26 protein-coding genes are annotated in these 19,944 nt (G+C 67.5%); 14 read left to right on the top strand and 12 right to left on the bottom strand.

The genetic code is table 11. The annotated features are described in order from the left end of the window. Window positions 1-5 precede the first annotated feature (5 nt). Window positions 6-191, bottom strand: a complete 186-nt coding sequence (locus HALKA_RS0105300; RefSeq protein ID WP_015762029.1) for a hypothetical protein — start codon at window positions 189-191, stop codon at window positions 6-8. Window positions 192-336: 145 nt separating this feature from the next. Between HALKA_RS0105300 and HALKA_RS0105305 the strand changes: the two genes are divergently transcribed. Then, on the top strand, window positions 337-1,158 hold the full coding sequence (locus HALKA_RS0105305; protein WP_026190164.1) for a bacteriorhodopsin: 822 nt from the start codon (window positions 337-339) through the stop codon (window positions 1,156-1,158). A 107-nt stretch (window positions 1,159-1,265) separates the two neighbouring features. Here the strand turns inward: HALKA_RS0105305 and HALKA_RS21300 are convergent, their stop codons facing one another. After that, window positions 1,266-1,439, bottom strand: a complete 174-nt coding sequence (locus HALKA_RS21300) for a hypothetical protein (protein ID WP_018257002.1) — start codon at window positions 1,437-1,439, stop codon at window positions 1,266-1,268. A gap of 85 nt (window positions 1,440-1,524) precedes the next feature. On the opposite strand from HALKA_RS21300, the gene HALKA_RS0105315 reads away from it, so the two are divergent. Next, entirely contained in the window at window positions 1,525-3,003 is a 1,479-nt protein-coding gene (locus HALKA_RS0105315) for a RecJ family nuclease (protein ID WP_018257003.1), read from the top strand. 25 nt (window positions 3,004-3,028) lie between these two features. Continuing rightward, window positions 3,029-3,268: a hypothetical protein gene (locus HALKA_RS0105320; RefSeq protein WP_018257004.1), complete on the top strand. Its 240-nt coding sequence runs from the start codon at window positions 3,029-3,031 to the stop codon at window positions 3,266-3,268. Window positions 3,269-3,279: 11 nt separating this feature from the next. On the opposite strand, the gene HALKA_RS0105325 is transcribed toward HALKA_RS0105320, so the two are convergent. From HALKA_RS0105325 to HALKA_RS0105340, 4 genes are all read right to left on the bottom strand, one after another. After that, a complete protein-coding gene (locus tag HALKA_RS0105325) occupies window positions 3,280-3,687 on the bottom strand; it encodes a DUF8057 family protein (RefSeq protein ID WP_018257005.1) in 408 nt (135 codons plus the stop codon). Continuing rightward, the gene (locus HALKA_RS0105330; protein WP_015762035.1) at window positions 3,684-4,370 is read right to left on the bottom strand and encodes an RAD55 family ATPase; all 687 of its coding nucleotides are present in this window, start codon (window positions 4,368-4,370) and stop codon (window positions 3,684-3,686) included. Before HALKA_RS0105330 ends, HALKA_RS0105325 begins: the two co-directional genes overlap by 4 nt. Window positions 4,371-4,506: 136 nt before the next feature. Further along, window positions 4,507-4,755 (bottom strand): DUF7577 domain-containing protein, encoded by a 249-nt coding sequence (locus HALKA_RS0105335; RefSeq protein WP_018257006.1) that lies wholly within the window; start codon window positions 4,753-4,755, stop codon window positions 4,507-4,509. Between the two features lie 497 nt (window positions 4,756-5,252). Then, the gene (locus HALKA_RS0105340; RefSeq protein ID WP_018257007.1) at window positions 5,253-6,155 is read right to left on the bottom strand and encodes an acyltransferase; all 903 of its coding nucleotides are present in this window, start codon (window positions 6,153-6,155) and stop codon (window positions 5,253-5,255) included. A 159-nt stretch (window positions 6,156-6,314) separates the two neighbouring features. Between HALKA_RS0105340 and HALKA_RS0105345 the strand changes: the two genes are divergently transcribed. The 5 genes from HALKA_RS0105345 to HALKA_RS0105365 all read left to right on the top strand — a co-directional run bounded on the left by HALKA_RS0105345 (window position 6,315) and on the right by HALKA_RS0105365 (window position 11,280). Continuing rightward, window positions 6,315-7,325 (top strand): CPBP family intramembrane glutamic endopeptidase, encoded by a 1,011-nt coding sequence (locus HALKA_RS0105345; RefSeq protein WP_018257008.1) that lies wholly within the window; start codon window positions 6,315-6,317, stop codon window positions 7,323-7,325. 160 nt (window positions 7,326-7,485) lie between these two features. After that, window positions 7,486-8,580 carry an aldo/keto reductase gene (locus HALKA_RS0105350; RefSeq protein ID WP_018257009.1) on the top strand — a complete coding sequence of 365 codons (1,095 nt, stop codon included), beginning with the start codon at window positions 7,486-7,488 and terminating at the stop codon, window positions 8,578-8,580. Window positions 8,581-8,667: 87 nt separating this feature from the next. After that, window positions 8,668-9,588, top strand: a complete 921-nt coding sequence (gene rnz / locus HALKA_RS0105355; RefSeq protein WP_018257010.1) for a ribonuclease Z — start codon at window positions 8,668-8,670, stop codon at window positions 9,586-9,588. A gap of 43 nt (window positions 9,589-9,631) precedes the next feature. Then, window positions 9,632-10,567 (top strand): NAD(P)H-binding protein, encoded by a 936-nt coding sequence (locus HALKA_RS0105360; RefSeq protein ID WP_018257011.1) that lies wholly within the window; start codon window positions 9,632-9,634, stop codon window positions 10,565-10,567. After that, window positions 10,564-11,280, top strand: a complete 717-nt coding sequence (locus tag HALKA_RS0105365) for a DUF7530 family protein (protein WP_018257012.1) — start codon at window positions 10,564-10,566, stop codon at window positions 11,278-11,280. Before HALKA_RS0105360 ends, HALKA_RS0105365 begins: the two co-directional genes overlap by 4 nt. Here HALKA_RS0105365 and HALKA_RS21305 read toward each other — a convergent pair whose 3' ends face one another. After that, the gene (locus HALKA_RS21305; RefSeq protein ID WP_018257013.1) at window positions 11,281-11,454 is read right to left on the bottom strand and encodes a DUF5786 family protein; all 174 of its coding nucleotides are present in this window, start codon (window positions 11,452-11,454) and stop codon (window positions 11,281-11,283) included. Between the two features lie 117 nt (window positions 11,455-11,571). Here HALKA_RS21305 and HALKA_RS0105375 point away from each other — a divergent pair, with 117 nt between their 5' ends. Continuing rightward, complete coding sequence (locus HALKA_RS0105375) at window positions 11,572-12,567, top strand: DUF5784 family protein (protein WP_018257014.1); 996 nt, start codon at window positions 11,572-11,574, stop codon at window positions 12,565-12,567. Between the two features lie 14 nt (window positions 12,568-12,581). Here the strand turns inward: HALKA_RS0105375 and HALKA_RS0105380 are convergent, their stop codons facing one another. After that, entirely contained in the window at window positions 12,582-14,306 is a 1,725-nt protein-coding gene (locus HALKA_RS0105380) for an excinuclease ABC subunit C (protein ID WP_018257015.1), read from the bottom strand. Window positions 14,307-14,387: 81 nt separating this feature from the next. On the opposite strand from HALKA_RS0105380, the gene HALKA_RS0105385 reads away from it, so the two are divergent. Next, on the top strand, window positions 14,388-14,717 hold the full coding sequence (locus HALKA_RS0105385) for a hypothetical protein (protein ID WP_018257016.1): 330 nt from the start codon (window positions 14,388-14,390) through the stop codon (window positions 14,715-14,717). Between the two features lie 13 nt (window positions 14,718-14,730). Here HALKA_RS0105385 and HALKA_RS0105390 read toward each other — a convergent pair whose 3' ends face one another. Next, window positions 14,731-15,309 (bottom strand): hypothetical protein, encoded by a 579-nt coding sequence (locus HALKA_RS0105390; protein ID WP_018257017.1) that lies wholly within the window; start codon window positions 15,307-15,309, stop codon window positions 14,731-14,733. 123 nt (window positions 15,310-15,432) lie between these two features. Between HALKA_RS0105390 and HALKA_RS21310 the strand changes: the two genes are divergently transcribed. Then, on the top strand, window positions 15,433-15,594 hold the full coding sequence (locus HALKA_RS21310) for a hypothetical protein (RefSeq protein WP_018257018.1): 162 nt from the start codon (window positions 15,433-15,435) through the stop codon (window positions 15,592-15,594). Between the two features lie 127 nt (window positions 15,595-15,721). Then, window positions 15,722-15,985, top strand: a complete 264-nt coding sequence (locus HALKA_RS0105400) for a DUF7967 family protein (RefSeq protein ID WP_018257019.1) — start codon at window positions 15,722-15,724, stop codon at window positions 15,983-15,985. A 27-nt stretch (window positions 15,986-16,012) separates the two neighbouring features. On the opposite strand, the gene HALKA_RS0105405 is transcribed toward HALKA_RS0105400, so the two are convergent. The 3 genes from HALKA_RS0105405 to HALKA_RS0105415 all read right to left on the bottom strand — a co-directional run bounded on the left by HALKA_RS0105405 (window position 16,013) and on the right by HALKA_RS0105415 (window position 17,851). Next, window positions 16,013-16,207 (bottom strand): hypothetical protein, encoded by a 195-nt coding sequence (locus HALKA_RS0105405; RefSeq protein ID WP_026190165.1) that lies wholly within the window; start codon window positions 16,205-16,207, stop codon window positions 16,013-16,015. A gap of 248 nt (window positions 16,208-16,455) precedes the next feature. After that, on the bottom strand, window positions 16,456-17,037 hold the full coding sequence (locus tag HALKA_RS0105410) for an Hsp20/alpha crystallin family protein (protein ID WP_026190166.1): 582 nt from the start codon (window positions 17,035-17,037) through the stop codon (window positions 16,456-16,458). Between the two features lie 7 nt (window positions 17,038-17,044). Further along, on the bottom strand, window positions 17,045-17,851 hold the full coding sequence (locus HALKA_RS0105415) for a hypothetical protein (protein ID WP_018257022.1): 807 nt from the start codon (window positions 17,849-17,851) through the stop codon (window positions 17,045-17,047). A gap of 302 nt (window positions 17,852-18,153) precedes the next feature. On the opposite strand from HALKA_RS0105415, the gene HALKA_RS0105420 reads away from it, so the two are divergent. Both HALKA_RS0105420 and HALKA_RS0105425 read left to right on the top strand, forming a co-directional pair. Then, the gene (locus HALKA_RS0105420) at window positions 18,154-19,083 is read left to right on the top strand and encodes an ABC transporter ATP-binding protein (RefSeq protein ID WP_018257023.1); all 930 of its coding nucleotides are present in this window, start codon (window positions 18,154-18,156) and stop codon (window positions 19,081-19,083) included. Further along, a complete protein-coding gene (locus HALKA_RS0105425) occupies window positions 19,080-19,913 on the top strand; it encodes an ABC transporter permease (protein WP_018257024.1) in 834 nt (277 codons plus the stop codon). Before HALKA_RS0105420 ends, HALKA_RS0105425 begins: the two co-directional genes overlap by 4 nt. Window positions 19,914-19,944 lie beyond the last annotated feature (31 nt).

Here is a 19,944-nt window from a genome sequence, read left to right on the forward strand (position 1 = left end):
CGTCCCTACACCTCGCGCTGGAGCAGGAGACTGACCGTCTCCCCGGTCTTGTCGGTGATCGGAGCGGCGACGTCCCACCCCTCCGCACCGAGCTCGTTCAGCTCGTCCATCGGGGGCGCGACATCGCCGCCGAGCCCCGCGATCATCACTTCGCTGTCGACCTCGATCGTTCGGTACTCGTAGGAGGGCATGCGTTCACCGGCGCGGCCACGTCGCGGCCGTCCGCGAGGTGGTCGGCGACGGATCGCTCCGTTCCTCGCATCGGTAAAAATACGCACCCGATACTGCCGGTTTGGTATCGCCTACTTAAGTCAGTCGGACGATAGAACTGTATACATGTCAGCAACCACCACCCTCTTGCAGGCCACACAGTCGGAGGCGGTCACGGCGATCGAGAACGACGTACTGTTGAGTTCGTCGCTGTGGGCGAACGTCGCCCTCGCCGGGCTGGCGATCCTGCTGTTCGTGTACATGGGCCGCAACGTCGAAGCGCCGCGGGCGAAGCTCATCTGGGGGGCGACGCTGATGATACCGCTGGTGTCGATCTCCAGTTACCTCGGCTTGCTCTCGGGGCTGACGGTCGGCTTCATCGAGATGCCGGCGGGGCACGCACTGGCCGGCGAGGAGGTCATGAGCCAGTGGGGCCGATACCTCACGTGGGCGCTGTCGACGCCGATGATCCTGCTGGCGCTGGGGCTCCTGGCGGATGTCGACATCGGCGACCTGTTCGTCGTGATCGCGGCCGACATCGGCATGTGCGTGACCGGACTGGCCGCGGCGCTGATCACGTCATCGTACGGGCTCCGGTGGGCGTTTTACCTCGTCAGCTGTGCCTTCTTCCTCGTCGTGCTGTACGCCATCCTGGTCGAGTGGCCACAGAGCGCGACGGCGGCGGGCACCGACGAGATCTTCGGAACGCTACGGGCGCTGACGGTAGTCCTGTGGCTGGGCTACCCGATCATCTGGGCCGTCGGTATCGAAGGGCTGGCGCTGGTCCAGTCGGTCGGACTCACGTCCTGGGGGTACTCGGCGCTGGACATCGGCGCGAAGTACCTGTTCGCGTTCCTGCTGTTGCGCTGGGTCGCTGCGAACCAGGACGTCGTCGGACAGCCCAGCATCGGCACTCACTCCGAGGGGTCGGCCCCGGCCGACGACTGATTCTGTCGGCCCTACCGCTGCAAGCTATTCGTCACGGGCAGGCAGCCGCCCCGAGACGGCCAGCTGCGACCGTCTCGGCCAGCCGCGACCGTCTCGGCCGATCGCGACTACTCGGCGAAGTAGCTGGTGAAAAAGCCCGAGAGGAACGACGAGATGGCGACCGCCAGTGCCACCTCGCCCAGTCCCCACGGTCCGTCGTCGTCGCCGGCCAATGCGACCGTGACGCCGACGCTGACGATCAGTGAGACGATCCCGTTGACGAGGTGCTTTCCGAAGCCCATACGTCTCCTTCGTCGGCCAGCGTCTCCACTCTTTCGCCGAGATGGACCGGAGATTTAAACCCGATCAGGGACCAACCTCGCGCCGATGGGACCAGTCCCCGACCTCGACGACGTTGCGACCGCGTGCGCCCAGCGGCTCTGTCGCGCGGATCGCGTACTGTTGGCGTCACACATCGACGCCGACGGCCTGACCAGTGCCGCCGTCGCCTCGCTGGCACTGGAGCGGGCGGGAATCCCCTTCGAGGTCGTGTTCAAGAAGCAACTCGACGAGACAGAGATCGCCTCGATCGCCGCCCGCGAGTACGACACCGTCCTCTTTACCGACTTCGGCAGCGGGCAACTCGACGTGATCAGCGAGCACGAGCGAGCGGGCGACTTCGAGCCCGTGATCGCCGACCACCACCAGCCGGCCGTCGTCGACGAGCAGAGCCCGTCTGCCAGTGGGACAGACTCTCACCCTGCCGAGACGGAGTTTCACCTGAACCCGCTGCTCGTCGGCCTCGACGGGGCCTCGGAGCTGTCGGGTGCGGGCGCGAGCTACGTCCTCGCGCGGGCGCTGGCCGAGGTCGGCGAGACCGAGCCACCCGACGGGAACCGGGACCTGGCCGGTCTGGCCGTCGTCGGCGCTGTCGGTGACATGCAGGCCGTCGACGGCGAACTCGTCGGCGCGAACACCGGCATCGTCGAGGAGGGCGTCGCGGCCGGCGTCCTCGAAGAGGGGACCGACCTGACGCTGTACGGCAAGCAGACCCGGCCGCTGCCGAAGCTACTGGAGTACGCCACGGAGGTCCCGATCCCCGGCATCTCCAACGACGAGGCCGGCGCGATCCGGTTTCTCGAATCGCTCGGGCTCGACCTGAAGCGGTCCGGCGAGTGGCGCACGTGGGCGGACCTGACCGACGACGAACGCCAGACCGTCGCCAGCGCGCTGGTCCAGCGGGCCGTCGAGCGCGGCGTGCCCGCCGACGACATCCAGACGCTGATCGGCACGACGTACACGCTGACCGAGGAGCCGACGGGGACGGAGCTGCGCGACGCCAGCGAGTTCTCGACGCTGCTGAACGCGACCGCCCGCTACGAGCGTGCCGACGTGGGCCTTGCGGTGTGTCGCGGCGACCGCGAGGCCGCGCTCGACCGCGCCCAGACGCTGCTCTCGAACCACCGGCGGAACCTCTCGGAGGGACTGACGCTGATCCAGGAGCGGGGCGTGACCCACGAGGACAACGTCCAGTGGTTCGACGCCGGCTCGGCGATCCGCGAGACGATCGTCGGCATCGTCGCCGGCATGGCGCTGGGGACGGCCGGCGTGGACGCCGACAAGCCGATCCTCGCGTTCGCCAGCAAGGACGACGACGAGACGAAAGTCTCCTCGCGCGGGACCGGCCCGCTCGTGGGACGGGGCCTGGACCTCTCGGCGGTGATGCGCGAGGCGGCCCGTTCGGTCGGGGGCGACGGCGGCGGCCACGACATCGCGGCCGGCGCGACCGTTCCGGCGGGCGAAGAGCGGGCCTTCGTCGACGCCGCCGACGAGATCGTGGCCGACCAGCTCGGCAACAAGAGCTAACTACCTGCCTCACCGAATGCGGGTGATGGACGAACGGGACGTCTTCGACCTGCTACTCGTCGTCGGGGTGTCGCTGGCCGCGTACGTTCACGTCTACGGGCTCGCCGATCCGCTCGCGACCGCCGACGAGATCGCGGCCCTGCTGCTCGCGTTGGACGTACGGGTCTACCTCGTGCTCGGCAGCGTCACGGGCGTGTTCTTCGTCGCCTACCTCGTGGTCTATCTCCCACGGAAAGACACCAACCGTTCGGTCCGACGCTCGTAGGGGATCGGGCGTCAGCGATCGAGAAAGTCCGGTAGATCGAGCGCCTCGGTGCTGTCGACGTCCTGGCGATCGAGGAGTTCGGTCGGATCGAGCGCCGACGGGAGCCCGTCGCGACCGCCGGTCGGGCGGTCGTCGGGGTCGACGAGGATCGTCTCGCCCTCGACGAGGTCCGCCCAGACCGCGTCGCCGTCGGCGTCCGTCGACTCGACGGCCGCACGGGCCTCCTGGCGGCCCTCCCGGTAGGCGAGTTCGACCATGCTCCGGTTGTAGTTGGTCGCCATCTCGTCGTAGATGGCCTCCAGTTCCTCGCGGTTGTACTCGCCGAGTCGCTCCGCGACGCCGATGGCGTAGGCCCGCTCGGTGGCCTCGTCCTTGTCGAGGGCGTCCCACTCGTCGTACTCGGCGTGGTACAGGCTCATGATTCCACTTTCTCGCTCGGGTGGACCCGGAGTCCGGTGTCGGAGAAGCTGATCCGTCGGATGTCACAGTCGATGGCGGTGCCCCGCATCTTGATGACCTGGAGCCCGCGGGTCATGCTCCCGCTATCGAGGAAGTTGTGGAAGAAGACGACGCCGTGGGCGAGGTAGTGCTCGTCGGAGTACGAGGTGGGGTCGGTCATCTCGGAGATGAGCAAGACGGTCGCGTCGGTCTGTTTCAGCGCCGAGAGAAAGCCGGTGATCTCCTCGGAGACGTCCGTCAGAAAGTGCTGGAGCAACATCGTCGAGTCGACGACGACCCGTTCGACGTTGTTCTGCTCGATGAAGGCGACGAGGCGGCTCGTCAGTCCGCCCTCGGAACCGAACTGGGTGATGGTCCGCTTGCCGCTCTCGGTGACGAGGTTGAGAAACTGGATCGCGTCGGACTGCATCGCGCGGTCGAACCCGAAGTCGTAGCCGGCCATGTCCTGCATCAGCTCTTCTTTGGTCTCGTGCATCGTCACGTAGAGACAGTCCTCGCCCCGCTTGGCTCCCTGGGTGATGAACTGTGCGCTGAACGTCGTCTTGCCGCTTCCGGGCGGACCGCTGATCACGTAGAGCCGGTTCTCCAGCAACCCACCCTCCACGAGCTCGTCGAATCCCGGCACACCACTCTCGAGTCGCATACCGCTAGTCACAGCGAATCACGTAATAGGTGTTTTCGCTCCGTTTTCACGCCTGATAACTCACAGACGTGAACTGAACGAGGGCGGGCCCGTCGACGGTCACGTCGGGCGGACCGACGGTGACCGACCTCGTCGATCACTGGAGACGGGCCCCACACTGCCGGCAGTAGACGAACGCGGGGTCGTTCTCGTTGTGCGTGCCACACTCGCGACAGCGGCCGCCGCCAGTGGGATCGCCCGCGTCGACAGACGCCGGGGCGGCGGTGTCCACTCGGCTCGGCGTCGCGTCGGGCGCGGGGTCGTCACGCTGGAAGTACCGGTAGAGCAGCAACTGCACGAGCCCGAACCCGAGGACGTACGCGACGAGCCAGAACACCACGCCCATACCGTGTGATTCGGTACCGAGGAACTTGGCTGTTTCGGCAGGTTCTCATACGGACGGTTGTCGGCCTGTACCCGTGGGCGTCTACCCCGTGGCGACGCTCACCGGTGCGCAACGACAACCTTCCGTATCAGAGACGATAGTTCGGCGGGTCCCGTCGAACGGCGGTGTTCAGATAAGAGATCGAGAGTGGCGGAAGTAAAGCACCGAAAGCCCTCGGCCCGCTCGGCGGTTCTGTGGCGGATATCCTCACTACGCTCGGATAGTGCCGCCGCAGAACCGCCGACCGCGCCTCGCCCTTTCATCCGCCAGGTATCGGCTATTTGATCGTCTGAACCCTGGCGGATGAAAGGGCGAGTGCAGTTGCGGGAACCCGGACCCCGCAAGCACCTACTGGAGCGCAGCGTGGGTCCCGGGACCGCAACTGCACGAGGGCTTTCGGTGTCTACAAGTCCACTGACGCAGTCGCTTATCTGAACACTACCCATCGAACGGATCCCTCACCGATCGGGCGGAGACAGATCGCGACCGAACTCGTCGAACTGGGCGACGTCGTCGGGGACCGTACTGTCGAGTTTGCGCTGGTCGCGCCGGTCGACGGTGGCACCGTCGAGCGGGTCGGCGACGGACTCCCAGCCGTCCTTGATGGCGACACTCTCCGCGGGGGTGCCGGCCGCGATGTGGTGGGCGGGCACGTCGCGGCTGACCGACGACTTGGCCGCGAGAACCGAGTTCTCGCCCAGCCGGACGCCGGCCCGGACCATCGAGTCGTAGGTGACGCGGGCGTCGTCTTCGATGATCGTGTGGTAGTTGTCGACGTGGGTCTGGTCGACTGGATCGTGATCGTGGGTGTAGACGTGTGCGTCGTCGGAGATAGAGACGCGGTCACCGATCGTCAACCGTCCGCGGTCGTCAAGGTGTACGTCGTCGTGGATCACGACGTTGTCACCGACGGTGATGTTGTGGCCGTAGGTGAACGTGATTCCCTTGAAGAACCGGCATCCGTCGCCGACTTCCTCGAAGAGGTGCTCCGCGATCATCCGGCGAAAGCGCAGCGCGAACTCGACGTTGTCCGCCATCGGCGTCGCGTCGAACTGCCGCCAGAGCCACTGGAGGTACTTCGACTCGGAAAAGGCGTCTTCGTCTTTCTCCGCGTAGTACTCGCTCTCCAGGGTCGCGTTACAGGGATCGTACCCCTGCAGACGGACCCGCTCGGCCGGCGACACGTCCTCGCCCGACTGCCATCGCTCGTAGGCCTCCCGGTCGCCGTGGAGGTCGACCAGCACGTCCTCGACGACGTCGCAGGTGTCCTCGTCGCTCGCGAGGCGCTCGTCGACCTCGGCGATGAACGCGCGCAGGCCCTCCTCGGCCAGCGGCGGCAGCGAGACGTGGCGCTTCGTCATACTGCGAGGATGGCGGTGCCCGCTGATATGGGTTTCCGTTGCGTCGCCGTTACCGGCGAGTAACCCGGCGACGTGGCCGTAACGTGGCGATCGGACCCGGTGAATGAGGGGCTCGGAGAAGGGGAGCTACTTTGCCCTCGCCGCCCCCACCGTCGGGCAATGGCGAGATCGGATCTCATCACGGAGGTACGCCGCGTGCTCGTGAACCCGCGGGAACGACGCCTGCGGGCGGGCTGGCGACTGCTCGTCGGACTGCCGGTGCTCCTGTTCGTGCTGGCGGTCGCTGGCGTCGGTCAGCGGGCGGTACAGGCCATCCCGCTCACGGTGCCAGTGCTCGCAGGCGGGGCGGTTCTGGTGGGAGCGCTGTTGTTCTACGGTGCCGGGACGGGCACGCTGGTCGGGCTCTCGTGGTGGCTCGGCGGGCGGACCCTCGCGGGACTGGGACTGGGCGGCGACGGCTGGTGGCGCAACCTCGGGTTCGGACTCGCCGTCGGGATCGCGATGACGACGGCGATCTTCCTCGTCGAGTTGGGCCTGGGGCTGATCGCTGTCGACGGCGTGCTCGTCGCGAGACCGACGAACCAGCTCGGCGTCGCCCTGCCGGTCGTGGTCGCCGTTCCCGTCACGCTCCTCTTTTTCGTCGGCGTCGGCGTCTTCGAGGAGGTGCTGACGCGTGGCTACCTGCTGCACAACATTGCCGAGGGGCTGAGCGGTGTCGGACCGGTCGGCAAGCGGGGCGCGATCGCGGCCGCGGCGGCCGTGACCAGCGCCGTCTTCGGCCTGTTGCATCTGACGAACCCCAGCACGACGCTGTTTTCCACGCTCAACATCACCGTCGTCGGCCTGTTTTTCGCGGCGACCTACGTCGTCACCGACGACCTGGGAATCCCGATCGGGATCCACATCACGTGGAACTTCTCGCTGTCCTCGCTGTACGGCTTCCCCGTCAGCGGACTCGCGATGCCGGGGACCGTCCTCTCGGTCCGCCAGACCGGTGCCGACGTGGTAACCGGCGGCACGTTCGGCCCGGAGGGGGGACTGATCCTCTATCTCGGGCTCGCGGTCGGGATCGCGCTCACCTGGTGGTGGGTCCGCCGAGCGGACGGCGCAGTGCGTTTTCGGACCGACATCGCCGACCCCGATCTGCGCGATCCGCCCCGCCCCGGGTGATACGGACGGTTGTCACAACGTAGCGGTGAGCGTCTCCCCCGTGGCGACGCTTACCGATACGCAACGACACCGTTCCGTATGAGGCCGGGCAGGCAGCGCCGGTGTCCTCGCGTGTGCCGGGACCAAGAGGGCTAAGTGCACGCATCAGTAACGTCGAGACATGAACGAGCGGGAACTCGGAACGTCAGGCGTCGAAGTTTCGGAGATCGGTTTCGGGGCCTGGGTCGTCGGCACCGACTGGTGGGGCGACCGCAGCCGCGACCAGGCCATCGAGATGGTTCACCACGCCATCGACCAGGGCGTCACCTACTTCGACACCGGCGACGTGTACGGCCACGGGGCGAGCGAGGAACTGATCGGCGAGGCCCTCGCGGAGTATCGCGAGGACGTGACGGTCTCGACGAAGGTCGGCTACGACTTCTACAACAACCCTCAGGCCGGCCACGGGGAACTCCCCAAGCGGATCGACGGCGAGTGGATTCGGGAGGCGCTGGACAACTCTCTTGAGCGCCTCGACATGGAGTACGTCGATATGCTCATGTTGCACAACGCCAACGCCGACGAGGTCGACGCGGACGTGCTGGCGACCCTCGACGACCTCCGAGAGGAGGGCAAAGTCGAGTCGATCGGCTGGGCGCTCGGCCCCTCGATCGGCTGGCTGGCCGACGGCGACGCCGCCGTGCAAAACGAGTTCGACGCCCTCCAGACGGTCTTCAACATGTTCGAGCAGGTGCCGGGCCAGCACTTCCTCGACACCATCCGAGAGCTGGACGCCGACACCTCCGTCATCGCCCGCGTGCCCCACTCCTCGGGGCTGCTCAACGAGCAGGTCACGTCCGACACCGAACTCGGCGAGGGCGACCACCGATCCCACCGTCCCGAAGAGTGGTACGAGACCGGGTGGGAGAAAGTCGACAGCGTTCGGTTCCTGGAGCGCGCGGACGGCGCGAGCGGTGACGAACCGCCAGCGGACCACGCCGACGGTCAGCGCACGATGGCCCAGGCCGCCCTCCAGTGGCTGCTGTACCACGACGAAGTCGCGAGCGTCACGCCGACGTTCCGGACCGCCGCCGACATCGACGAGTGGGCCGGCGCACCGGCCACCCCGGCGCTGTCCGACGACGAGTACGAGCGCGTCCAGGAGCTGTACGCGGACAACTTCGGCATCGACCGCGACGACGGGATGGACCAGCTCCGGTCCTCGGTCGGCGGCGAGGACTTGGACGAGACGGGGACGGCTCCGGCCGACGACTGACCGGCGGCGCTTTTCTCCTGCGATCCGGACGCACGGAGCGCTTCGAAATTCGACACGGGTTTATCCACGCTCGCCCAGAACCAGAGCATGCGCGTGACGTTTCTCGGGACGAGCGGAGCGGTGCCGACGACGGAGCGCAACCCCAGTGCGCTGTTCGTCAACAGAGACGGCGACAAGCTCCTGTTCGACTGCGGCGAGGGGACCCAGCGCCAGATGATGCGTTTCGGGACGGGGTTCGCCGTCGACCACCTCTTCGTCACGCACACCCACGGCGACCACGTGCTGGGGATCTCTGGACTCCTCCAGACGCTCGACTTCAACGACCGCGAGGAGCCCCTGGCGATCCACGCGCCCGCCGGGACGCGAGGGACCATCGAGGACCTCGTCTCGGTCACCGGCGACACGCCCTCGTTCCCGGTCCGGATCACGCAGGTCTCGGCCGGCGACACCGTGCTCGACGGCGACGGCTACGAGGTGCGGGCGATCCGCACCCAGCACCGCTGTCAGTCGGTCGGCTACGCCGTCGTCGAGGACGACCGCCCCGGCCGGTTCGACCGCGAGAAAGCCGAGGAGGAACTCGGGATCGAGCCCGGCCCGAAGTACTCGAAGCTCCACCGCGGCGAGCCGGTCGAACACGAGGGGCGGACGATCCAGCCCGAGGAAGTCGTCGGTCCGAGCCGGCCCGGCCGGACGCTGGTCTACACCGGCGACACCCGCCCCACCGACGCCGTGATCGAGGCTGCCACCGGGGCGGACCTGCTGGTCCACGACGCCACCTTCGCCGACGACTGGGCCGAGCGGGCACGCAAGACCGCCCACGCCACCGGTCGCGAGGCCGGCGAAGTCGCACGGGAGGCGGGCGCGAAACGGCTCGCGCTCACCCACATCTCGACGCGCTACGGCGGCAATCCGACACCGATCCTCTCCGACGCCCGTGAGGCCTTCGACGGCGAGGCCTTCGTCCCCGACGACGGCCGCCGGATCGACGTGCCCTTCCCCGACGAGTGAGGTCGGGCCCAACAGTTACGGTAGCCTGGCACACAGTAGGACCATGAACGTGCTGGTCACCGGTGCGACCGGCTTCGTCGGCGGGAACCTCGTGCCCGCGTTGCTGGAGCGGGGCCACGATGTCCGGGCGCTGGTCCGGGATCCGACGGGGTACGACGGACCCGACGACGTCGAGGTCGCCGTCGGCGACCTACTGGAACCGGACAGCTTCGACGACGCGCTCGACGGGATCGACGCCGCGTACTACCTCGTCCACTCGATGCGGGCCGGCGAGGACTTCGAGGAGCGCGACCGGACCGCGGCGCGGAACTTCGCCGAGGCCGCCAGCGAGGCGGGCGTCGACCGCGTCGTCTACCTCGGCGGGCTGGGAGAGGAGACGACGGAACTCTCTTCTCACCTCGAATCGCGACGGGAGGTCGAACGGCTGTTGCGAGACGGCGACTACGACCTGACGACGCTGCGGGCGGCGATCATCGTCGGCGACGGCTCGGCGAGCTTCGAGATGGTGCGCCAGATGGACCGCCGGCTGCCGGTGATGACGACGCCACAGTGGGTCGAGACGCCCAGTCACCCCATCGCCATCGACGACGTGATCGCCTACCTCGTCGGCCTGTTGGACGTGCCCGAGACCGCGGGCGAGACCTACGACATCGGCGGGCCGGAGGTCATGTCCTACGCGGAGATCCTCAAACGGACCGGCAAGGTGATGGGCACCGGCGAGCCCTACATCATCCCGATCCCCGTCCTCTCGCCGCGGCTGTCTTCGTACTGGATCGGCTTCGTCACCGACGTGCCCACCAGCGTCGCACGGCCGCTGATCGAGGGGCTGAAAAATCCCGTCGTCGCCAACGACGAGCCGATCCGCGAACTGCTGCCCGTCGAGCTGACGCCGTTCGAGACCGCGGTCGAGCGGGCGCTTGGCAAGCGCGAGGCCCGCCTGGCCGTCGAGCGGCTCCCGGCGGAGGTCCGGTCCCGGTGAGCCAGGACCGGCGACCGCTCCGGTACGGAGAGACGTGGGTCTACGAGAGCATCGTCGGGGCGCTACCGGGGATCAGCCTGCCGGCGTGGGCGGCCGTCGCCATCCAGTTGCTGGTGTTCGAACTCGGCGTGCTCGTCCTGGCGGCGTACTACGACCTCTGGGCGGCCGCGGTCGCCGGCACGGCCGCGGTCGTCGTCGCCGCGATCGGCAGCGTCGAGATGCTGCGGATCGGGACGCTGGTCCGTCGGATCGACGTGCCCGGCGACTACCGCGATCTCCTCTTTAGCTCGAACGTCGAGGTCGTCCTCTCGGTGCTCGCCTACATCGCGCTGGTGACCCACCTGTTCGTCTTCGATCCCCAGCAGGGCGGGGAGACGCTGGTCGGGCGGCTGTTCGGCCCCGACCAGCCGATACTGGTCGTCTACCTGATGTTGCTGGTGCTGTGGGACGTGTGTTATCGGATCGGCACCGGCTGGTGGGCCGCGATCACGTCGCTGTGGCGGTCGGCTCGCTACCGGTTCGACCCGGAGACCGCCGCCGTGTTGCGCCGGGCGGATCTGGAGATCCTCGGGTTCGGACTGCTCCAGCTCGTGTTGGTCCCGTTCGTCCTGGAGTTTCGGGTGCTGCTCGCGGCCGTCGTGGCACACGTCGTCGCGGTGACGGTCGTGATGTCACTGTCGGTGTTCCTGCTCGGTCGACAGACGACGGCGTAGCTACGAGGATTTGATCTGCTCGAACTGGTCGAGCAGTTCTTCGGTCGAATCGCTGGAGTCGTACTCGACTTCGCCGTGGTACGCTGTCCGGTCGTCGTCGTCGCTCAGATCGACGTCGCTGTTCTTGCGCTCGCGGCGTTCGTGTTCGTCTTCGTCATATGCGCCCATCGACATTGCTTACCACACTCAATGTAATGTGGTAGTAGTTATCAATGTAACGGTCTGCTGAAATGCGACTGACAGTTTCGCCCATGCAGAACCCTCAAACGGGCTGGGCGCGTACGGTGATTCGTGGCAGGCCCGATTCGATTCCGACGCTCGTCCGAACGCTGGAACGCGGGACGAGTACACGACGCCCTCTATCAGCCGCTCGACGCGAAGTTCGGCGCGACCACGGCCGATCCGTGGTACCGCCCGCCCGACGGCTACGAAGCGCGCCGCATTGCGATGGACAACGGCGACCTCGCGCTGTTTTGCTGGTCAGACGACGACGCCTACTGGCTGGGCAACACCGAGACGCCGAAGACGCTGTGGCGCACGAACAAGTGTAGCTTCGAGGAAGCGCCACACGGCGTCGCCCGCTGGGGGAAACGCGAACTGCTCGCCCAGCTCGAACAGGAGGACCCGTGGCTGGCCGAATACGACTGTCTGGCCTGGTTCTTCCTGCCGGTCTTCTTCTCGAAGGACGGCCGGGAATCGACGCGAGCGTTCTTCCGGGACCACGCCGGAGGGTTCCCCGACGCCGACCGCGAGGCGGCGCTGTCCTTCTACGAGGAACTGCTCTCGACGGGGCTGCTCGACGATCACCGCTACACGATGGCGAGCAAGCTCGGGACCAGCGACGGCGTCGATCTGACCAGAATGCAGGCGACGATGGGCGAGTTCAACGCCGCCAAGCTGCTCGCCGACGCGGGTCACGACTTCGAACCCGAGGTCGAACTGGGGTCGGGCCACGCGCTGGACTTCCAGGTCGACGACATCCTCGTCGAGGTGACCCGTCCCCAGCCGACGAACCGCCGCAAGATCGACTCGCCGATCCACGCGGTCAAGGCCAGCGGCGACGCCAAGACCCGCGACCAGATCGCGATCCACGGCAACGCCGCGCTGTTCGTGGACTGCTCGTCGTTCCCCGACGACGACTGGCGACGCATCCTCGGCGAGCGCCCAGACGTGGGCCACGAGCCCGCCGTCGTCTTCCGGATGCGTCCGGACGGCACGACCGAAGGCTACGTGAAGGGGACCTTACACCTGGACGTGGCCGGCGAACTCGAACGGCCGGCACGGTAGCGGTCTCGGGAGCCCTAGGACAGTCGCGACTGGAGCGTCGCCGCGGTCGCTTCGCCGACGCCCTCGACGGTCAGCAGTTCCTCCGTCGAGGCCGCCCGAACGTTGTCGACGCTCCCGAAACGCCTGAGCAGTCGCTTGCGGGTCTCGGGACCGACGCCGGGCACGTCGTCCAGCGCCGTCGTGACCTCGTCGCGGACCGTCTGGTGGTACTGGACGGCAAAGCGGTGGGCCTCGTCGCGAACTCGCTGACAGAGGTGGAGCTTCGGGTCGTCGTCCCAGTCGTGCGTGCCAGTGGGAGTCACGACCAGTTCCTCGTCCTTGGCGAGTGCCACGGCCGGCACGTCCCAGCCGGTCTCGGCCAGCGCGTCCCGGGCCGCGCCGAGCTGGCCGTCGCCGCCGTCGATCAGGAGGAGGTCGGGGTCGGGGCGGTCGTCCCGGTCCTCGATCGCTCGTTTCGCCCGCCAGCGAACCAGCTCCCGCATGTTGGCGTAGTCGTCGTTGCGCTCCGTGAGCTTCTTGCGGCGGTAGTCGCGCTTGGCGGCGTCGCCGTTGACGAACGCGACGTTCGACCCGACGACGGCCCGCCCCTGCGCGTGGCTCACGTCGAACCCCTCGATCCGATCGGCCGAGTCGAGAGCGAGCGCGTCGGCCAGCGCGGCGGTGTCGTCGCGTGCCGGCCCGCCACGGCGGGCGTTCTTCAGCGCGAGGTCGACCAGCGTCGCCTCTCGGCCCGCACCCGGCACGCGCACGTCGACGCCCTCGCCCGCGAGCCACTCGACCACGTCCTCGCCGGGGCGTTCCGAGCACAGCACCGCCTCCGGAAACTCGCGCTCGGCGTAGTACTGGGTGATAAACGCCGAGAGTACCTCGCCGACGCCGTCGCCGTCGGGCGCGTCGAGCCCGTGGCGCTCGCGATCGATCAGCTGGCCGTCGGCGGCGTGCAGGCGGGCGACGGTCGCGCGTTCGCCCTCACGGACGGCCCCCAGCACGTCGACGGCCCGTTCGTCGCGGGTCGTCTGGACCGCGTCGTCGGCGTCGCCGTGGAACGCCTCGACGGCTTCGAGCTCGTCCCGGCAGTTGGCCGCGCGCTCGAACTCCTGGGCCTCCGACGCGGCGGCCATCTCCCGGCGGAGCGGATCGGCCAGCACGCCGGTCTCGCCGCCGAAGAACCGCTCGACGCTCGCCACGTCTTCGGCGTAGTCGGCGGGGCCGATCTCGCCGGTACAGGGCGCGGTACAGAGCCCCATCTCGTAGTCCAGACACGGCCGGTCGCGCCCCTCGTACTTGTGGTCGGAACACCCCCGCAGGCCGTAGGTCTCCCGCAGGGCCTTGACGACGGTCTCGACCCGGCCTTTGTCGGTGAACGGGCCGTAGACGGTCGCGCCCTCCTCTGGGTCGCGGGTGACCTCGATCCGGGGCACCGGGTGGTCGGTGAGCTGGACGAGCGGATACGACTTGTCGTCCTTGAGCCGGACGTTGTACGGCGGCTGGTGACGTTTGATCAGGTTCGCCTCCAGCAAGAGCGCCTGCGTCTCCGTGTCGGTGACGCTGAACTCGATCGACTCGGCGCGCTCGACCATCTGTGCGATCCGCGCGGACCGCGGGTCGGCGTAGGAGCGGACCCGGTCGCGCAGGTCGACGGCCTTGCCGACGTACAGCACGCGGTCGGCGACGAAGTGGTAGACGCCGGGCTCTCGGGGGAGGGCGTCGGCGGCCTCGCGGACCCCGGTCGCGTCCATCGCGGTGTCGTTGGCACTGGGCGGCTTTGAACGTCACGCACCGGGACCAGATTTATCAGCCATCTGGGAACCACTCCACGTATGTGCGAGTCTGGTTGCGGAGACGAGGCGAGCGGTGCGAACGCCGACGGGGAGACCGACGAGGACGGCCAGACGCTGCTGGACGGACTCTCCGACCGGCTGGCAGAGCAGGGCGTCGAGCCGTCGCGCCTCGAAACGGCGGTCGACCGCGACGCGTCGCCACTGGACGCGCTCGTCGAGACGGCCGCCGAGTTCGACGCCGTCGTCATGGTCGAGTCCGACCCGTCGCTCCCGGCGTTCGTGTTCGGGATGCCGACCGACCAGGTCGCCGAGCGGTTCCTCGCCCCGGTCCTCGTCGTCCAGCGCAGCCCCGAGACGGACGCTCGGTGACGCCCGGCGTGGATCACGACTCGCGCGGGAGGATCACGGACTCCAGTCGCGCGGCGACCTCGGCGGTGTCTTCCGGCGCTGGCAGCCGCAGGTCCCCCTCGTCGCCGGCCACGGAGACGACGAGTTCGGCCTCGCGCGACCAGGCGTAGACGCCCAGTACGACCGCTCCGAACAGCAGTGCCAGCGCACCGAAAAGCGTCAGCAACTCGTCTAGCTGGGCCATCAGCGAGAGGAACGTCTGGAGCAGTCCCAGCATGCCCCCCATCCCGACCTGTCCCGCGCTGGCCCCGATCTCGATGCCCTCGACCATCGAGTCGAGGCTCACCGTCTGGCCGGCGACCAGCAACACGCCACCCACGACGAGGGCCTTGATCGCCCGCTGGAGGAAGGCCCACTCGCCGCTGGTCTCGGCGGCGACGCCGACGACGTTCGGTCGGTCCACGTCCCGGAAGTTCGCGCCTTCACCGCCGGGCGTAAACACCAGCACGCGGTGGGACGTGACCACGACGCCCCCCTCACCGATCCGGACCCGCTCGACGGACTCTTCCCCGTCGTACAGGAGTTCGTCGGCCCGGTCGAGCCAGCCGGTCATTGTCGGCCGTTTGCGAGCCCCCGATATGAATCTGCTGGCGGGAGTACCAGAATCGAGAACGGCGGCCACGCCAGCGGGGAAGGTTCCCTCGGAGAAGCTACACCAGTTCCCGAAAGAGAGAGCGTGAAAGCGTTCAAAGTCGCCGACGACCACATCTCGAAGCGACTGCAGGAACTCCCCTCGCGCCGGGAGGTGCAGTACCGGCTCATCATCCTCGGCGGCGTCCTCGTGTCGGTCGTGGCGCTGCTGCTGACAATCGCCTCGTTCAACGTCGGCGTCCTGTGATACGGACGGTTGTAGGCGTTTACCTAGTCGACCGCACGACGGCGTGCGGTCGATCTGGTAAAGACCTACAACTGTATGAGGCCGCCGGACCCACAGGCCCTAAACCGTCGGCGGCGAAGGGAGCGTCATGACCGAGACCGTGCGGTGCTGGCTCGTCGAACGGGACTACTGGGACAAGAACCTCGTGACGCTGGTGTACGCGACGCCGGACGGCGAGCGCGCACAGACGAGTCAGCGCTCGACGACGATGTTGCGCCAGCAGCCACCGACCGCGGCCACGGAGGTCCCGGTCGAGGACCTAGAGCCCGTCGAAGACAGCGACGACCGCGAGCGGTACGCCCGCGAGGTCGAGCGCGTCCGAGAGCAGTTTGGGCCCGACGACGAAATATAGCGGGCAGTTCGAGCGGGACCGGCAGCGTCAATCGATGTATCGGCGCGGCTCGGTCTCGTCGCCGCCGTCGACGGCGATCCGCTGTGTCGGTTTGAGATAGGTGACCCGGACGTGGCCCGCCGTCGCCAGCGGCTCGACGCTGACGTTGCTGGCCTCGTCGGGAATGTCGACCTGCTCTCCGTCCGTTCTGACTTCGGACACGACGCGATAGTGCTGTGACATGGTTCGACAGTGTCCGTGTGCGACCGGTTCACGCACGGCGCTCTTACACACGGCTTACTCGGTGGGTTAGAAAAGGATTTCGCCCGATGCGCGAACACGAACGAATCCCGGCGACGGGACGCCCGTCACCGGTAAGAACGGCTTATACTGCCGGCCGTCACTGTTTCGAGATATTTGCGACCACGGGGTCGCAATATTCTTCACAGATTACAGCCGGCAGTGTCACAGCGTGTTTGCGGGCCGCTCGGCTACTGGAAGCCGATGCGGTGATGGTTATCGCGTGCCTGCTCGGATTTGGGCAGCGTGATCCGACAGACGCCGGCTTCGTGTTTCGCCTTCGCCGCCTCGATGTTCGCGTCGACCGGTAACTGGAGGTAGCGCTCGAAGCGGGTCGGGCGCTCCTGGGTGAGCAGCGTCTCGTCGTCGTCGATCGAGAGGGTGCGGCTGGCGGCGATCCGCAGCACGTCGTCGTCGACGTCGAGCTGGATGTCGTCCTCGTCGAACCCCGCCATGTCGACCAGCACGAGCAGCTCGTCTGGCGTCTCCAGCACGTCGACCGGCGGCTGCTGTGTCGATATCTGGGTCGGCGTTGCCGCCGCCCGTGCCGGTTGCTGTCCCTGCATGGACTGCACACCGGCGGATTGCTGGCTCGCCTGTGCGGGCTGCTGGACGCCTATCTGCGTCGCGCTCCAGCCCTGCTGGGCCGCGCCGGTCGCGGCCTGTGAGAGTTGCCGGGCGTCGGTCACGTCGGGCACAGTTCCCTGGGCGACGCGCTGTGGTGACTGGACGGACCGCCACCGGGGAACCGCCTGAGAGGGTTGCCGAGACATCGTGTCGTTACCGGACCCCGCCGGTGGGGCTTTGCTGGCCGAGCGGTGGCTGTGTGGCGAGATCGGACTGGATCGGGTCGCTTCCGGACTGAAAGGAACTACCCACCTCGCCGGTCGACGGCTCCAGTTGGTTCGGGAACTGGCCCGACTGAGCGGCCCCGGCGAAGCGGCCGGAGTGCTGTCCGGTGGACTGGTCCGTCGGGAGTTGCTGAGACGAGAACTGATAGTGGCCCGCCAGGGTGGGCTGCTGGGCGGCCGGCTGTTGAGCGGCTTGCTGGGCGGCCGGCTGTCGAGCGATCGGCTGTTGTGCGGCTTGCTGGGCGGACGGCTGCTGAACTGATGGCTGCTGGGCGACCGGTTGCTGGGCGATCGGCTGTTGAGCGGCTTGCTGAGCGGCCGGTTGCTGTCCGGACGCCTGCTGGGCGGCCGGCTGCTGGGCGACCGGTTGCTGGGCGATCGGCTGTTGAGCGGCTTGCTGAGCGGTCGGCTGCTGAACTGATGGCTGCTGGGCGGCCGGCTGTTGTGCGGCTTGCTGGGCGGCCGGCTGCTGTGGCGGGTCCTGCGTGTTCGGGCGCTGGGGTGGCACCTGTGTGGCCGGCGACTGGCCCGCTATCGGCTGTTGGTTCGGGAGTTGCGCGGCCGCCGGCTGCTGACTCGCCTGCTGGGCTGCCTGCGGGACGGCTCCGCCGGCAGGTTCCATCGTCGAACGCGGTGGGATCTGCTGCTGTGTCGGCTGTGTGGTTGGCTGCTGGCTCGCGCGGTTTGGCTGGCTATACATGTCACTCGCCATGGGCTGCTGTTGCTGGTGTGTCATCGACGTACCTCCGGTGGCGCGCCGGTGTCCCACGTCGGGAGCCGACGGCGCAGTCGGCCGTACTACCGGCCCCCGTATTAAACGTAGAGACGGTTAGAGCGTGTTCAGGCCGTAGCTCCGAAATACCGTCGGATAACCGACTCTATCTGATCCGAGGGAATCGAGAAAGGTCGCCGATAGAGAGGGGCACGCCGACGTTACCCGAGTACGTCGTTCCTGAGCGGGTCCGCGTGTCCTCGGCGGCTGGGCGTGACGAGTCAGTTCCACGAAGATTTTACGTCACCGGGGTAAATTCGGCGCGTATGGCTGCAATAGAACTGGACGGAGTAACGAAGCGGTTCGACGGCGTGACCGCGCTACAGGAGGTGGATCTCACCGTCGAAGAGGGTGAGATCTTCGGCTTCCTCGGCCCAAACGGCGCGGGGAAGTCGACGAGCATCAACATCCTGCTGGACTTCGTCCGGCCCACGGAGGGTCGCGCGGAGGTACTGGGCTACGACTCCTACGAGGACTCCACGCGGATCCGCGAACGGATTGGTGTCCTCCCGGAGGGCTACGACGTGTACGATCGGCTTACCGGCCTCCAGCACCTGGAGTTCGCGATCGAGTCCAAGGACGCCGACGACGACCCACACGCCCTGCTGGATCGTGTCGGACTCAGCGAGGAGGACGCACAGCGCAAGGCGGGGGGCTACTCCAAGGGGATGGCCCAGCGCCTCGTACTGGCGATGGCGCTGGTCGGCGAGCCCGATCTGCTGATCCTCGACGAGCCCTCGACCGGGCTCGACCCCAACGGCGCGCGGATGATGCAAGAGATCGTCCGCGAGGAGAACAAACGCGGCGCGACCGTCTTCTTCTCCTCGCACATCCTCGGGCAGGTCGAGGCCGTCTGTGACACCGTCGGGATCCTCAGAGAGGGCGAACTGGTCGCCAAAGACACTATCGAGGGGCTGCGCGAGGCCTACGACACCGGCCTCACGCTGACGGTCACCGTCGGCGGGACCGCCAGCCAGATCGACGACGGGGTGGCTGCCGTCCGGGCACTGGACGCCGTCTCCGACGTGCGCGCGGACAGTGACACCATCACGGTCACCTGCGAGGGCGACCAGAAGATGGCGGTCCTGAACGCGCTGGAAGACGCCGAAGTCAGCGTCGAGGACTTCGAGACCGAGGAGGCGTCGCTCGACGACGTGTTCAGCTCTTACACCGAGCGCCAGGAGGCCGAAGCATGAGCTGGCAGGCCGTCGCGCGCAAGGACTTTCGGGACGCCTCGCGATCCTACCTCCTCTGGGGCCTGACGATCGGGTTCATCGCGCTGGTCTCGCTGGCGGCGGCGGTGCTCGGGTGGGTCCAGTCGAACCCCACCTCCACGGACATCCTCAACGTTCTCCACATACTGTTCCAGTACGTCGTCCCGCTGATCGCGATCGCAATCTCGTTCGGGGCGATCGTCAACGAACGAGACTCCGGGTCACTGAAGATCCTGCTATCGCTCCCCCACTCTCGGACGGACGTGATCCTGGGGAAGGTGCTGGGCCGGACGGCCGCGTTCGTCGTCCCGCTCGTGCTGGGTATGGTCGTGCCCGCCGTGGCACTCCTGGTCGTCGGCGTCGAGTTCGAGGCCGCGAAGTACTTCGGCTACCTCCTGTTTGCGACGCTGTTCGGCGTCGCGTTCGTCTCGGTGGCCACGGGGATGTCGGCGACCTTCGAGTCCCGCTTCCGCGTGCTGCTGGCCGTCTTCGGCTTCTACTTCCTGTTCAACATCCTCTGGCGGGCGATCAACACCGCGTCGTTCGTCATCGTCCTCGCACTCAGCGGCAAGTGGCCCAGCTGGATGCCACTGACCGTCCAGGAGACGCTGCGCGTATTCCGGATGCTCAGCCCGACCGGCGACTTCCACATCCTCCGACAGGCGCTGATGAACGACGTGCTGTTCGCCTCCGAGGTCCCCCAGGGACTGCCGGACGTCCGGCTCCAGCTGGGCGCGATGGCGATGCTGCTCGTCTGGATCACGCTGCCGATCCTGATCGGTATCCTCCGGTTCGAAGAAGCGGACCTGTAGCCGTCTCGGGACCGCGTTCTCATACGGAAAG

Origin of the sequence: Halomicrobium katesii DSM 19301 (assembly GCF_000379085.1) — an archaeon.
GTDB lineage: Archaea > Halobacteriota > Halobacteria > Halobacteriales > Haloarculaceae > Halomicrobium > Halomicrobium katesii.

What these genes read in the sequence shown, in the direction of transcription:
- HALKA_RS0105300 (WP_015762029.1), bottom strand. Translation starts at nt 191, where the DNA reads ATGCCCTCCTACGAGTACCGAACGATCGAGGTCGACAGCGAAGTGATG.
- HALKA_RS0105305 (WP_026190164.1), top strand. Translation starts at nt 337, where the DNA reads ATGTCAGCAACCACCACCCTCTTGCAGGCCACACAGTCGGAGGCGGTC.
- HALKA_RS21300 (WP_018257002.1), bottom strand. Translation starts at nt 1,439, where the DNA reads ATGGGCTTCGGAAAGCACCTCGTCAACGGGATCGTCTCACTGATCGTC.
- HALKA_RS0105315 (WP_018257003.1), top strand. Translation starts at nt 1,525, where the DNA reads ATGGGACCAGTCCCCGACCTCGACGACGTTGCGACCGCGTGCGCCCAG.
- HALKA_RS0105320 (WP_018257004.1), top strand. Translation starts at nt 3,029, where the DNA reads ATGGACGAACGGGACGTCTTCGACCTGCTACTCGTCGTCGGGGTGTCG.
- HALKA_RS0105325 (WP_018257005.1), bottom strand. Translation starts at nt 3,687, where the DNA reads ATGAGCCTGTACCACGCCGAGTACGACGAGTGGGACGCCCTCGACAAG.
- HALKA_RS0105330 (WP_015762035.1), bottom strand. Translation starts at nt 4,370, where the DNA reads ATGCGACTCGAGAGTGGTGTGCCGGGATTCGACGAGCTCGTGGAGGGT.
- HALKA_RS0105335 (WP_018257006.1), bottom strand. Translation starts at nt 4,755, where the DNA reads ATGGGCGTGGTGTTCTGGCTCGTCGCGTACGTCCTCGGGTTCGGGCTC.
- HALKA_RS0105340 (WP_018257007.1), bottom strand. Translation starts at nt 6,155, where the DNA reads ATGACGAAGCGCCACGTCTCGCTGCCGCCGCTGGCCGAGGAGGGCCTG.
- HALKA_RS0105345 (WP_018257008.1), top strand. Translation starts at nt 6,315, where the DNA reads ATGGCGAGATCGGATCTCATCACGGAGGTACGCCGCGTGCTCGTGAAC.
- HALKA_RS0105350 (WP_018257009.1), top strand. Translation starts at nt 7,486, where the DNA reads ATGAACGAGCGGGAACTCGGAACGTCAGGCGTCGAAGTTTCGGAGATC.
- rnz (WP_018257010.1), top strand. Translation starts at nt 8,668, where the DNA reads ATGCGCGTGACGTTTCTCGGGACGAGCGGAGCGGTGCCGACGACGGAG.
- HALKA_RS0105360 (WP_018257011.1), top strand. Translation starts at nt 9,632, where the DNA reads ATGAACGTGCTGGTCACCGGTGCGACCGGCTTCGTCGGCGGGAACCTC.
- HALKA_RS21305 (WP_018257013.1), bottom strand. Translation starts at nt 11,454, where the DNA reads ATGTCGATGGGCGCATATGACGAAGACGAACACGAACGCCGCGAGCGC.
- HALKA_RS0105380 (WP_018257015.1), bottom strand. Translation starts at nt 14,306, where the DNA reads ATGGACGCGACCGGGGTCCGCGAGGCCGCCGACGCCCTCCCCCGAGAG.
- HALKA_RS0105385 (WP_018257016.1), top strand. Translation starts at nt 14,388, where the DNA reads ATGTGCGAGTCTGGTTGCGGAGACGAGGCGAGCGGTGCGAACGCCGAC.
- HALKA_RS0105390 (WP_018257017.1), bottom strand. Translation starts at nt 15,309, where the DNA reads ATGACCGGCTGGCTCGACCGGGCCGACGAACTCCTGTACGACGGGGAA.
- HALKA_RS0105400 (WP_018257019.1), top strand. Translation starts at nt 15,722, where the DNA reads ATGACCGAGACCGTGCGGTGCTGGCTCGTCGAACGGGACTACTGGGAC.
- HALKA_RS0105405 (WP_026190165.1), bottom strand. Translation starts at nt 16,207, where the DNA reads ATGTCACAGCACTATCGCGTCGTGTCCGAAGTCAGAACGGACGGAGAG.
- HALKA_RS0105410 (WP_026190166.1), bottom strand. Translation starts at nt 17,037, where the DNA reads ATGTCTCGGCAACCCTCTCAGGCGGTTCCCCGGTGGCGGTCCGTCCAG.
- HALKA_RS0105415 (WP_018257022.1), bottom strand. Translation starts at nt 17,851, where the DNA reads ATGACACACCAGCAACAGCAGCCCATGGCGAGTGACATGTATAGCCAG.
- HALKA_RS0105420 (WP_018257023.1), top strand. Translation starts at nt 18,154, where the DNA reads ATGGCTGCAATAGAACTGGACGGAGTAACGAAGCGGTTCGACGGCGTG.
- HALKA_RS0105425 (WP_018257024.1), top strand. Translation starts at nt 19,080, where the DNA reads ATGAGCTGGCAGGCCGTCGCGCGCAAGGACTTTCGGGACGCCTCGCGA.